The sequence below is a fragment of the Steroidobacter agaridevorans genome (assembly GCF_009932555.1).
In the GTDB taxonomy this organism is placed as follows: domain Bacteria; phylum Pseudomonadota; class Gammaproteobacteria; order Steroidobacterales; family Steroidobacteraceae; genus Steroidobacter; species Steroidobacter agaridevorans.
In genome coordinates this window covers 365,302-378,267 of sequence record NZ_BLJO01000001.1, presented here as the reverse complement: position 1 = coordinate 378,267, position 12,966 = coordinate 365,302, and the positions used below count along the sequence as shown (strand labels likewise).

11 protein-coding genes are annotated in these 12,966 nt (G+C 60.1%); 8 read left to right on the top strand and 3 right to left on the bottom strand.

Annotated features, from left to right (window positions below; all coding sequences use genetic code 11):
* Positions 1-74: 74 nt before the first annotated feature.
* The 3 genes from GYH35_RS01665 to GYH35_RS01655 all read left to right on the top strand — a co-directional run bounded on the left by GYH35_RS01665 (position 75) and on the right by GYH35_RS01655 (position 2,138).
* Entirely contained in the window at positions 75-761 is a 687-nt protein-coding gene (locus GYH35_RS01665; protein WP_161813894.1) for an HAD-IA family hydrolase, read from the top strand.
* A gap of 79 nt (positions 762-840) precedes the next feature.
* On the top strand, positions 841-1,551 hold the full coding sequence (locus GYH35_RS01660) for a glutathione S-transferase N-terminal domain-containing protein (RefSeq protein ID WP_161813895.1): 711 nt from the start codon (positions 841-843) through the stop codon (positions 1,549-1,551).
* 257 nt (positions 1,552-1,808) lie between these two features.
* On the top strand, positions 1,809-2,138 hold the full coding sequence (locus tag GYH35_RS01655) for a hypothetical protein (protein ID WP_161813896.1): 330 nt from the start codon (positions 1,809-1,811) through the stop codon (positions 2,136-2,138).
* Here the strand turns inward: GYH35_RS01655 and GYH35_RS01650 are convergent.
* Entirely contained in the window at positions 2,126-3,301 is a 1,176-nt protein-coding gene (locus GYH35_RS01650; protein ID WP_161813897.1) for an enoyl-CoA hydratase/isomerase family protein, read from the bottom strand. The genes GYH35_RS01655 and GYH35_RS01650 overlap by 13 nt on opposite strands.
* A gap of 10 nt (positions 3,302-3,311) precedes the next feature.
* Positions 3,312-4,442, bottom strand: a complete 1,131-nt coding sequence (locus tag GYH35_RS01645; RefSeq protein WP_161813898.1) for a zinc-binding dehydrogenase — start codon at positions 4,440-4,442, stop codon at positions 3,312-3,314.
* A gap of 799 nt (positions 4,443-5,241) precedes the next feature.
* Here GYH35_RS01645 and GYH35_RS01640 point away from each other — a divergent pair.
* The 5 genes from GYH35_RS01640 (at position 5,242) to GYH35_RS01620 (ending at position 12,237) form a co-directional block, all read left to right on the top strand.
* Complete coding sequence (locus tag GYH35_RS01640; RefSeq protein ID WP_161827491.1) at positions 5,242-5,592, top strand: hypothetical protein; 351 nt, start codon at positions 5,242-5,244, stop codon at positions 5,590-5,592.
* A gap of 269 nt (positions 5,593-5,861) precedes the next feature.
* The gene (locus GYH35_RS01635; RefSeq protein WP_161827490.1) at positions 5,862-6,143 is read left to right on the top strand and encodes a hypothetical protein; all 282 of its coding nucleotides are present in this window, start codon (positions 5,862-5,864) and stop codon (positions 6,141-6,143) included.
* A 316-nt stretch (positions 6,144-6,459) separates the two neighbouring features.
* On the top strand, positions 6,460-10,494 hold the full coding sequence (locus GYH35_RS01630; protein WP_161827489.1) for an Ig-like domain repeat protein: 4,035 nt from the start codon (positions 6,460-6,462) through the stop codon (positions 10,492-10,494).
* Positions 10,491-11,507: an RHS repeat domain-containing protein gene (locus GYH35_RS01625; RefSeq protein WP_202624019.1), complete on the top strand. Its 1,017-nt coding sequence runs from the start codon at positions 10,491-10,493 to the stop codon at positions 11,505-11,507. The genes GYH35_RS01630 and GYH35_RS01625 overlap by 4 nt, the downstream gene beginning before the upstream one ends.
* Before the next feature lie 106 nt (positions 11,508-11,613).
* Positions 11,614-12,237, top strand: coding sequence for a T6SS immunity protein Tdi1 domain-containing protein (locus GYH35_RS01620; protein ID WP_161813902.1), 624 nt, complete (start codon positions 11,614-11,616; stop codon positions 12,235-12,237).
* A 51-nt stretch (positions 12,238-12,288) separates the two neighbouring features.
* On the opposite strand, the gene GYH35_RS01615 is transcribed toward GYH35_RS01620, so the two are convergent.
* On the bottom strand, positions 12,289-12,633 hold the full coding sequence (locus tag GYH35_RS01615; RefSeq protein WP_161813903.1) for a hypothetical protein: 345 nt from the start codon (positions 12,631-12,633) through the stop codon (positions 12,289-12,291).
* Positions 12,634-12,966: the final 333 nt, after the last annotated feature.

The following is a 12,966-nucleotide window of genomic DNA, read 5'->3' as shown; positions in this document are numbered from 1 at the left end:
GTGAGCGGGCAAGCCGGGTCTTCATTCCAGCACGGTGTGTTAACTTAGGCCGGATGTTGGAGACCCGCGCTGGAATGACTCAATTCGAGGCTTTGTTCGATGGCCGCTCGTTCGCGGCCATCTTGTTCGACATGGATGGCACGCTGCTCAGCTCCATCGAGGCCGCCGAAAGGGTCTGGACTCGCTGGGCCGCGCAATTCGGCATCGACGCTCGCACGTTCCTGCATGGCATTCACGGCCAACGCGCCGTCGACTCGGTGCGTCAGCTGAATATTCCCGGTGTGGATCCCGTCGCCGAGGCGCATGCCATCACGCTTGCGGAAATCGAGGACGTCGAAGGCGTGCACCCGATTCCAGGTGCGCGGGAGTTCGTCTCGACGTTGCCGGAAGGTCGCTGGGCCATCGTCACCTCAGCGCCACGAGCGCTCGCCGTTCGGCGGCTCGCAGCGGCCGGATTGAAGCCGCCGTCCGTTTTCATCACCGCCGAGGATATTCCCAGAGGCAAGCCGGATCCGGCGTGTTATCAACTCGCCGCGCGACAGCTCGGGTGGACCGCCGACGATTGCGTGGTGTTCGAAGATGCAGCTGCCGGCATTCGCGCCGGTGAAGCAGCGGGAGCGCCAGTGGTGGTTATTACGGCCACACATCAGCGCCCCATGGACACTCGTCATCCCACCTACGTGGATTACAACGCCTTGGGCGCGACTATCCGTCCAGACGGTCGGTTGCAGATTCGTTCCCAGTCGACAAGGAAAATCTGACATGACACTTATTCCGGTGTCGCGTCTCGCGCGGCGCCCGGATAGTGCGACAATGACGGCACCTTCAGAGGACACCGTCATGGCAGATTTTTCAGCGTTCCCGATCACCAAGAAGTGGCCGCCCCGACATCCCGACCGGCTGCAGCTGTATTCGTTGCCCACGCCGAACGGCGTGAAGATCTCCATCGCGCTGGAAGAAATCGGGCTGCCGTATGAAGTGCATCGGGTCAGCTTCGACACCAACGATCAGCTGACGCCGGAATTCCTGTCGCTCAATCCGAACAACAAGATCCCCGCCATCATCGATCCGAATGGCCCGGGCGGCAAGCCGCTGGCCTTGTTCGAGTCGGGCGCGATCCTGATTTACCTGGCCGACAAGACCGGCAAACTGATCCCGCAGGATCCGATCCTGCGCTACCAGACCATTCAATGGCTGATGTTCCAGATGGGCGGTATCGGGCCGATGTTCGGCCAGGTCGGCTTCTTCCACAAATTCGCCGGCAAGGAGATCGAAGACAAGCGGCCGCGCGATCGTTACATCAACGAATCCAAGCGGCTGCTCGGCGTGCTCGACAAGCAGCTGGAAGGCAAGGGCTGGATGATGGGCGATCAGTACACCATCGCCGATATCGCGATCTTCCCGTGGGTGCGCAACCTCGTCGGCTATTACGAGGCCGGCGAGCTGGTGGGCTTCAAGACCTTCCTCAACGTGCAGCGAGTGCTGCACGCATTCCTGTCGCGGCCGGCGGTCGAAGCCGGCTTGAATATTCCGCCGACACCGAAGAAATAACGCTCGCCAGACGAGCGCTGCGAAGCGCCCGTCGATCCGCCGCGGTGTGATCGCTCCATCGTGCGCGGTTGCCATTGACAATCGCCGGCCGCGGTAGCAGTTTATTTCCGACATGAGTCGGCAGGGATGTAGCGAAGAACAAGAACAGCGCGGTCAGACAGGGCGGTCTGTCATTGCCCGGCTCGACGTCTCGAGTTTCAAGCGATCTTCCCAAACAGCTGGCGACGATTCTTCTGCGTGTCAAAAGGAGTGACGAAGTGAATATCCGTGGAGCATTGTTGGTGATGGTTGGCGGGCTGTGGGCGTCGGTCGCCGGGGCGTGGGATGCGAAAGTGTCGTTGCTCCTGCATCACGGGGATTACATGGCCGTTTATCTGACCCCGGATCCAGGTGTTGGGAGCTGTTCGGCCGGAAATCCGTATCTGGTGAGGATCGAAGATACTCTGCAGAGTAAACAGCGCATCGCCATCCTCATGCAGGCCAGCGCCACGGGACAAATGATCGGCGGGTACAGCGACGGGTGCAGTATCGGTATTTGGGGTGTATCCCGCCCGCTGATCGAGCGACTGCAGATCTACGCCAATTGAGAGTTTTCGAGATCAGCCAGTGGATGCCGGCCGTCAGGCCAGACGGGCGCTGCGAAGTGCCCGTTGATCCATTGCGGCGTGATCTTTTCCATCGTGCGGGGTTGCCATTGCGGCTTGCGGTCCTTGTCGATCAGCAGCGCGCGTATGCCTTCAGCGAGATCCGGCCGGGCGCAGCACTGGAGTGTCACGATGAGTTCGAGCCGGAACGTGTCGGCGAGGCTGAGCTCTCGCGTGCGCCGCTGCAGTTCGAAACCCAACACAGCGGAGGTCGGCGATCCCGCGGCCAGCGTGGCTGACGCGCGCTTCAGCCAATCCACATCGCCGTCATAGCGAACGATCCGAGACACCATTTCTGCGACGGACTCGCCGCGGCAGAACGATTGGATCTCTTGCTCGCAGGCTTTGAAGTTGGACGCGGGCATGACTCCCGTTGCCTGACTCGCAAACTCGCGGAGCAGGGCAGATAGCACTTCCCGATTCTCCATCGGATCGGTCGTCCAAGCCGCGTTCGGCAAGCGTGCGAACAAAGTGTCCCGGTCGGTGGATCGCAGGAGATAATCGGCGAGGCCACCCACGACTGCATCGTGACCGTTGATCTGCACGCCGGTGAGCGCCATGAACAGTCCGGTGCGCATGGCCATGCGCTGTAGAAACCAGCTGGCGCCGACATCGGGGAACAATCCGATCGTCACTTCCGGCATGCCGATGCGGGAGGTTTCGGTGACGACGCGATGACTCGCGCCGGCCATCAATCCGAGCCCGCCGCCGAGCACGATGCCGCTGCCCCAGACCAGCAACGGTTTCGGATAGCGATGGATCAGATAATCCAGCCGATATTCGTCGGTGAAGTAGACCAGCGCCGTGGGGTTGGGCACCGTGTCCGGATGTTTCTTCAGTAATTGATAGAGGCTGCGAATGTCGCCGCCGGCGCAGAAGGCTTTCTCGCCAGCGCCATGCAGGATCACGCACGCGATGTCCGGATCCGCGGCCCAGCGTCGCAGCTGAGCATCGAGCAGCCGGATCATGTCGTGCGCCAGCGCGTTCAACGATTTCTCGGCGTTGAGCCTGGCGAACCCCAGGCGAGATCCGTGTTGAGTGGGAATTTCTTCGAAGCGCACGCCGGCGATTTCGGCGGGCGCCGAGGGACTGGAACCAGAATTCATCGGTGGATTGTCAGGAACCTTTGTGCGGATTGATCAGGTACTTCTCGCCGGTCGCCCGCCGGTTGTAAGCCTGGATCACTTCGGGTTGCAGAGCCTCGATCAATGAGATCTCCGCGGTGTAATGACTGGCGAACGTGGTCTTCAGCTCGGCCACGATCCGCTCGCGCAGCTTCTGCGTGGCCTGCGGACCGATCTTCTCCAGGAAGTAGGTGAGCAGCCAGCCGCCGACGCCCCACGCCATGCCGACGTTGGTGCGATCGATTTCGATCGGGCGAGTGTCGAGCACCCCGTACGTGTACACCTGCTTGTGCACGGGCGAGCCGTATCGGTTGTAGGTGGTGAGCTTGCGATTGATGGCGGCTTCCATGGCAATCAGAATCTTATTCGCCAGCCTGCCGCCGCTGATGGCGTCGAACGCGAGCGTGGCGCCGGTCGCTGCGACGGCGTCGGTGAGCTCCTCCATGAATTTCGGCGAGGTGCTGTCACAAATGTACTTTGCACCGAGCTTGCGGAGTGTTTCCGCTTGCTCGGCGTTGCGCACGATGTTCACGAGCGGGACTCCGTCCTTCAGGCAGATCTTGTTGAGCATCTGTCCGAGATTGGATGCAGCGGCGGTGTGAACCAGCGCAGTGTGATTCTCGCGGCGCATGGTCTCGACCATGCTGAGCGCGGTGAGAGGATTGACGAAACAGGACGCGCCTTCGGCGGGTGTGGTTCCTTCGGGTAATGGCAGACACGCCGCCGCTTTCACCACGCGGTACTGCGCGTACATGCCACCGCCGAGTGCGGCGACGGTCTTCCCAACCAGCTTCTGAGCATCGGCGCCGGCTTTGACGACGACACCGGCGCCTTCATTGCCAACGACCATCGATTGGTCGATGCGCGGCGCCACGCCTGCCATGAGCTCGGGTGGAATCTTCGCTGTCAGCGTCGGACTGTCAGAGGAGCCGCCGGCTTTGGCAGTGGACATGTCCGCCGGGCCGAGCAGCAGGCCGAGGTCGGAAGGGTTGATCGGCGACGCCAACACGCGAATGACGACTTCGTCCGCTGCCGGCTCGGGCGTTTTCGCCTGACGCAACGACAGCTGCAACTCACCGCCGGCGGTGATCAGGGATCGAAGCTGCAGATTGGACTCGCTCATGGGAGCACTCGCGGATGTCAATTTGGACTCGCAGGTTACACCACCGCACGACGCGGACGCACCCGCGGATGAGGATACGCAATTTGTACCGACAGGCGAACCAATTCAAGACGGCGACAGTCGAGCGTCGTGGAGAAAGAAGAAGTCGGCAAAGAAGAAGTCGGCGAAGAAGTAGTGAGGTCGAGGTATCGAAGAAATGCGTTTGCCCGGAAACCTGTAGCCAAGTTGTCGTCCCGCAGTTTGCGTCCATATGAAGTCGCAATCGTTTCAGCGCGCCGTCCCAGATTCGGGGAAATCCTGAATCGATACGTGCTGGGCGCAGTGCTCGTTGACACCTCATTGTCGATTGCGACATTGTACGTGAGGATTCAGCGTCGCGAGAAAGTGCATGGAAGCCACGAAGAAACATATTTGTTCGCCTCGTCTGTTCGCGCTCCTGTTGAGACTTCTTCGATGACAACCCGCTCGGGTTGCCCCCGGTCTGGTCCGGTGTCGGTATTAACAAGCCGGCGGCGGCGAGGGCAATGTATGTCTACATCAGGGATGATCGGAGCAAGCCCTTTCCACGGTCGTGGTGCAGCTCTATTGCCGCTCGCATGCGTCGTTCGCCTCGTCGCGCGTGCGAAGCATTACATCCTTGACCACTGACTGATCCTCAGTCTGCCCCCGCGGCGTACGGTGCAATCACTCCGAGGGCGTGCGTTCGCATTCGGTCGATCTGGCCTCGGTTCTATGGTCCACGAATGAATCGAGCGGTCGAGCTTGTCTCGTGTCTCTAACGTAAGAGGACTCAAATAGCATGCGTGCCCCTAAGCTCCTTCGGAACATTCTGGCATCGTTGGGTTTACTCATCGCGGCCGATGCGTCGGCACTCACCGGTACCATTCAACAACTCTATTTCTCCGGTCAGGGCAATTTCCCCGTTCGCGTGTATCTGCAGGGGGTGGCGGATCCTTGCGGCAATGGAGGGTCCGAATTTGTGTTTATCGCCCCCGTCTATGACAACAATGGTCGTGAAACAGCGAACTACAACGTGTACGCGGCAGCGCTCATGATGGCCAAAGCTCAAGGCAGCACGGTGGCCATGAGTGTGGTGCCCGATAGCGCCAACCCGACGATCTGCAGACTCGTCGAATTTGCGGTGATTTGAAGCGACGCGGGATCACGGTGTCGCTCTCGATGTGGATAGTCGTCGCCAATCGACGTGCCTTTGCGAGGGTCACTCGCGACCCCCGCAACTGTGCTCGACCTTTCTGCGCGCTCATACCCATCGCGGTCGACTTTGCCGCCATCGAGAAAGTTTCCTAAGTTGACCCATCTATCTCGGAGCAATAGGCGGGGAAAACCTGAATCCTGACGACGATGGGGGGGGCTCAGCGCGACTTCATCGCGCTCTCTAAACAATTAGAAAGGGAGAGAATGAATGCGCGGACCGAGACGCTCGCTCATGACCCAAGCTATAAATACATCGCCGGATTCGTGGAAAATCCGTTGGGCCTGACGGACACCATCTGTGGCATTCAACTTCCAGTCTATGCGGATTGCTGGGGGCGCTACGAGGCGTGGGTCAGGGAAACAACGCCGGGCGGCAAGGCGATTTGTGCTGCGCTGATGTCGGCGAAGGTGCAGCAGATCAGTGTTACGTACCGCCTCGACGTATCACAAGGCGGCAAGTGCGAGATCGTGCGCGTCGAGTCATAGCGGCGCTCCGATGATCGCATCAGCGGAGCAAGTCGCTAGGCTAAACCCTGATTGTCGGTTCCGGCTCGTGAACTTTGTTGACAGACAAATTATGCGAATGCAATCTCGTGTCGCAAACTGATAAAGACAACGCTTGATCGCTCGAGGGCGTTGGCTACACAACAGACCGGTCGCACAAGGATGCAAGACATGTGCAAACGACACGCGCTGCCGCCATAGGACAACCGTCCCGGCTTCCCACTTCGAACAACGAGACTCGCGATGCATTGCTCGCGTCGTCTTGTGTTGTGCCGATTTGCTGCAGAGACATAAAAACATGACGGATAGAAAGGACGATCTACGAGCCATGAGTGCGTGTATTGGTGATGTTTCTCGTAAGTATTGCCGGTCCTGGGCCGTCGCGTTGAGCGTCATTGGCGCCGCTTTGATCGCCGGCCCGGTCCGCTCGCAAGACCGAACGGTGCTCGAGGACTACACAACACAGATGCCCGGGGCGGGTCACGAGGCGACCTTGGGGCCGGCGCTCTTCGGCGACCAGACCGATTCCTATTCGGGAGCGACCTCGTTCCTGGTCACCGATGTCGATCTGCCAGGCAATAGCGATCTGCCGGTCAAGTATCAGCGCTCGTTGGAGGCCTTCGATTCCGGCCTCGGCAATCAGCATAACAGCACCTCGCTCTCAAACATGATGACCTGGAGCCGGTACGAGGTTCCGTATGTGGGCGGCGTGTACTCCAAGAACCAATGGGTCGCGGCAACGGGGCCTCACACCAGTTCCTTCACTCAGCAGCGCTGCTCGTACGTCAACGGACCTCCAGAGATCCCCGATCCCAAGAGCGATGACAACGATTACTGGGCAGGCAATGAGTATTGGCACGGCAATCACTTGTACATGCCCGGCAGCGGCGAGCAACTGATGTTGATTGCGAACCCGGCCAATGCGCCGACCGACGGCGCGACGTATCGCTGGGCGACCAAAGACCACTGGCACTTCTCATGTCTACCATCGACCGCCAACGGATGGGCGGGCGAGGGGTTTCTGGCGCGTGCGCCGGATGGCAAGAAGTATTACTTCGACCATTTGGTTCACTGGCGGCAAGTGTCGACCTTGCGCAAGTTGAACACGCTGGGCGACATCATCACGCTTACCCGCAGCGAATGGCGGATCCTGCTCACGCGTGTCGAAGACCGTTACGGCAACTGGGTTTCATATACCTATTCGGGGAAGGATCTAACGTCGATCACGGCGAGCGACGGCAGGCAGATCACCATCGCGTATGTATCGCCCGAGGGGCCCGTGAGCTCGGTGAGCGATGGAACACGAACCTGGACCTACGACTATTCCTCCGGCTTTCGCGTCACCTTTCCGGATTCGACGACATGGCGCTCGTACCTCACGGGTAGCGTCACGCGGGGCAAGCCGACGGACTGCGAATGGCCTCCATATAGTGGCGCAGTGACGCTCACGATCGAGCACCGATCGGGAGCGGTGGGCGCCTTCGCGTTCGCGCCCATGCGCAGGGGACTCTCGCACGCGCCCTACGGAGGATATCCCGGTGTGTGCGAGCAACGACCTCGCTATTACGACAACATTGCGCTTTATAGCAAGACGATCAGCGGTCCGGACATACCCACTGCGACGTGGAGCTATGCGTACGGTCCACCGAACGGCTGTTACGTCAGCGGACCGAATGCGTGTACGGCGGCCTCCCCGACGACGCGAACGGTCGAGGTCACAGGACCGGGCGTGTTCACGCGCTACACCTTCGGCAACAAGTATCAGGATACGGAGGGGGCGCTGTTTCGGATCGAGACCGGCTCGGCCGCCGCTTCCATCCTCCGCGATGAGTCGATCACCTGGGAAACTTTCCCGGTGTCCGCCTATGTCCCGTCAGTGGCGGGATTCCTGGCGCGTATCGTTCGCACTGCGAAGACTCGAACGATCGCCCAGGAGGGCGCGACGTACTCGACGGTGTATTCCAACTGGGATAATTACTTTCAGCCGCAAACCATCGCCGAAAGCGGACCGAATGGCGGCTCGCGCACCACTCAGATCACGTACCACAACAACACATCGAAGTGGGTGCTCGGGCAGGTCGCGACCAGAACTTCGCCGGCAGGATCGTCGAGCACGACGTTCAACGCGCTGGCGGATGTCGAATCGAGCACGCAGGATGGGGTGGCGACGAGCTACACGTACCATCCGGACGGCACGACGGCGACGGTGACGTACCCGCGCTCGCTGGTTCACTCGTTCAGCGATTACAAACGCGGCGTAGCGCGTACGGAAACGCAGCCGGAAGGCATCTCCCTGAGTCGGGTCGTGAGCGACGCGGGATTCGTCACTTCGATGACCAACGGCGAAGGGCGGGTGACTGGGTTTGGGCGCGATTCCATGGGACGGATTACGTCGGTGGATGTTCCTTTGGGGAATGACCTTACGCTCGTATATAGCGGCGCTACCAAATCTGTCAGGACCACGACGCGCGGTGCGTTGGTCGAGACGGTCGAGCACGACGCACTGAGGCGTCCCACACGGATCGTGCTGGGCGGGATTGCGACCATTTATGAATACGACGCCCAGGGGCGCAAGAAGTTCGAGTCGAACCCCGGAACCATCAGCCTTGGAACTGCCTATCAATACGATGCGCTGGACCGTCTGACGCGCGTGACGAACCCCGATTCGACGTACAAGGCGTACACGTATGGCCCGGCGAACGTCACCATCCGTGACGAGCGTGGCAAGTACACGACGTACAACTATCGCGCTTACGGAAGTCCCGCGACGAATATCCTCATGGGCATCGTCGCCGCGGATTCGGCGGCGAACGTGACGATCACCCGCGGCCCGGATGACCTGGTCACCGATGTCACGCAGGCGGGACAGACTCGGAGCCTGGGCTATGACAGTCGCAAGTACCTGGTCTCGGAGACCAATCCAGAGACAGGCGCGACCGTTTTCGAGCGCGATGCGGCTGGCAACATGACGGCGCGCACCACGGGAGGGACTAGCACGAGCTTCGCCTATGACGGCCAGAATCGGCTGGTGGCCGTCACCTATCCGGCCGGCACGCCGTCGGTGACGCAGACCTATTCGAAAACCCACAAGATGCGCACCGTGACCTCTTCGGTGGCGAGCCGCGTTCTCGCCTACGATGCGAACGACAACCTGACCAGCGAGTCGCTCACGATCGGCGGCGTGCAGCTCGTGGCGCAGTATGGGTATACAGGAAACGACCAGCTTTCCTCCGTCACGTATCCGGTCTCGGGACGTGTGGTGAGCTTTGCGCCGGACGTATTGGGACGCCCCACGCAAGCGTCGGGTTACGTGAGCACCGTGAGCTACTGGCCCAGCGGAATGTTGCAACAGATCGAGTACGCAAACGGGCTTGTCACCAACTACGAGCAGAACAATCGGCTCTGGCCGAGCGCGTTTCGCACGCGCCGAGCCGGTACCTACTACGTGAGCAGCGACTACCTCTACGATGGCCTGGGCAATCTAACCACCATCACGGATGCGGCCGATGCAAGCAGGAATCGCTCGCTGGGATACGACGATCTGAACAGGCTCAACGTCGCGAACGGGCCGTGGGGGAGCGGCGCGATCACGTACGATGGCGCGGGCAACATTCGAAGCCAGGGCTTCGGCAGTTATAGCCTCACGTACGCCTATGACAGTCAGAACCGCCTCTCCGGCGTCTCCGGCAGTCACAACTCGACTTACTCGTATGACGGTCGCGGCAATGTCACTGCCGATGGCGCGGCGACGTATCAGTACGACAGCGCGCCCAACCTACGCTGCGTCAATTGTGCCGCCGGCAATAACATCGCCTATGGCTACGACGGGTTGAACAAGCGGGTGACGATCACCAAGGCGGGCACGACGTCGTATGAATTCCATGCCGCGAATGGCGATCTGCTCGTGGAGTACACGCCCACGCAGTCGAACAAGCTCATCGAGTACATATACATCGGCGGCAAGCGCGTCGCGCAGCGTGTTTCCGATTCCCGCCCCCCCACGCCCGTGACTCTGCCGAGCAGTACGGTTGTGGCGAAGCGAAACGCTGGCGTGACGCTCACCGTGAACGTCGGCGGCGCCTCACCCACCGGCACCGTCACCTTCTTGGGAGCTGGCGGCACCGTGATTGGCACCGCATATGTCAGCAACGGCCGGGCGAGTATCGATGTGCTCGGGCTCGCGCTCGGCTCACACACCATCACGGCGGTCTATTCCGGGGATGCCGCCAATTCCAGCAACACGGTCGTCCTGCAGATCAACGTCGTGAATCTGGACTGGTTGCCGGCCGTGCTCGATCTGCTTCTTGCTGATGCCGAGGGAGAAACGCCATGAAAGCGATGGACTTGCTCACTTGTCGTTTCGGTCGAGCCCTCGCGGGCGCTGTCGCTGCCTGCATAGCGACACTGTGCCTGCTCGCACCCGCCCATGCGGGCGAGACGATTACTTTCTTCCACAATGACAATGCGGGCTCGCCAGCGCTCGCGTCGGACATCAATGGCAACCCGGTGTGGAAGGAGACGTATCGGCCCTACGGCGATCGCCTCGTCGATGCCTCGACCTCGGACAACAATGCGCTGTGGTTCGCGGGCAAGCCCTTCGATGAGCAAACCGGCCTGAGCTATATGGGCGCCCGGTACTACGATCCGGCGATCGGCAGATTCATGAGCGTCGATCCGGCGCAACTCGACCTTGATCAGCTGCAAACGATCAATCGATATGCCTACGCCAACAACAATCCTTACAAGTTTGTCGATGAGGATGGTCATAGCCCGGTAGACGTGGCGTTTCTCGTCTATGACCTGGGCAAGCTCAGTGTAGCGTTGTGGACCGGCACCGGCGTCGCCGCAGCGGCGATGGATGTCGCTTGGAGCGCCGTTGGGGTTGTGAGTCCTGTTCCTGGAACAGGGCAGGTGATCAAGGCGGCGCGGGCGGCTGATCGTGCAGTGGATGCCGTGAAGGCCGCGGACAACACGGTCGAGATTACTCTGAAGTACAAGCGGGGCTGGTCCGCCGCCCAACGCGCGGCCGCGGATAAGAAGGTTGCACACCTCGATGCGGCAGCGAAACGGGGTGAGTTGAAGCCTACGGTGCCCGAGAGGTCAGGTACTTCGACAAGAAACCGATTCGAGGCAGATGGAGGACAGGTCGGTAAAGGTCAGGATGTCGATCACATGACCGATTTGCAGCTTGGCGGCAAGGATGTCACTGGCAACATGCAGGCACTCGACAGTAGCGTGAATCGCAGCCTGGGTTCTCAGATCAATCACCAGATCAAGAAGTTAGCGGAAGATAGCCAGATCTGTGGGGTCAGGATCTGTGATCCAAAGATTGTCAATCGAAAGTAGTGTGAAGCGCAGTCTGGATGCTCAGCTCAATCACCAGATCAAAGATCGACCGCAAGCAGCTAGGATCGGTATCCTGTGGGTCTGTGATTGGAGGAGTGGTTCAGCCATGCAAGAATTTGCGCAGAAATACCCGCCAGACTGCAAGCCGCGGCAGTCTGCGGAGGCGTATGCGCGTGCCCTGCTCGGATTTACTCGAGCAGCAGATCGCCTGGCGCGGTACGGTGGTTGCAGCTTTGGCGGCGGGATCTACCGGCTGTATGGAGCCGAGGAAATCGAAACATGGACGACTGCTGTGCACGAGAGTTTTCCGGAATACGCCGGCCGAGTCCGGTGCTTCGGTCGCGACTGGCTGTGCAACCAATTCTGTCTGGACAATCGGCGGCTGCAGGACGCAGAGTCCATGGTTCTTCTGTTTGAGATCGGCACCGGGAAAGTGCTAAAGATCCCAGAGACGTTTGCAGGCTTTCACTCGCAGCTCATCGTCGAAGATCCGGACGCTGCACTTGCAGAAGACTTTTTCGACAGATGGCGGACCGTTGATTCACGTCCGCTTGGTGCCGCCGAGTGTGTCGGGTACAAAGTTCCTCTGGTTCTCGGCGGGCAGGACGAAGTGAGTAACCTTGAGCGCTCGGATGCGAGCGTGTACTGGCATCTGATGACGCAGGTGCTCATGAAGACTCGCAATCTCCCTCCGGAGACCAAGGTGCGTGGAGTCTCCGGCGAGGGATGAGCTGCCCGCCCACTTGCGGCTCCCGTCGAACCGGAAGCCGCAAGCCAAAGCTTATAGGGTTATGACCGTGATCTGGCAAAAGCCCTGAGCCTTCGGCATGGAGTCATCGACGTACACCTTGACGGGTGTACCCGTGGTGCGGGAAGTGATCGCCAGTGCCAACAACTGCGGACTGCTCTTTGCGTTGAACCAGCCCCAATCGTCCGAGCAATTGACATCGCCCCAACTACCGCCAAGCCTTATCCATGCGACATCTGGCGTACCGGCGCGCTCATGACTGTCTACTTGCAAAGCTTCGATCAGTCCCTCTTTAAACAAGAATGTCGCATTCGATGAAACCGGAGAAACAGCTGCGAACATCGCCAGCCCCAGGATTGTCGTCTTCAGTCCAGTCATATCTGCATTCCCTCTGCTGTCATGAATAGGCGCGGATCGAAAACGTAAGTTGACAGTGGGGGGCAGCGGCGTTGATGTCGCCGCTAAGGATGTTGATCGGTCGTAACGAGCGGCGGTGAGCGCCGCCATACTTGGACTGCGGTACTTCCCTGGCGCCAATGATCATCAGCGGGTCAGTCATCTCCCTTTGAGCCCCGTCTTTGTCTTTGCGCAAGCGTTGCCGAGCGGCAGGTACGTTGTCAACGGTGGGCGCACGAATTCAGGGTTGAAAGAAGAGAGCATCGACCAGCGCGCGCTGGCCGATTAATTGATCCTGGATCGTGCCGCGAACGG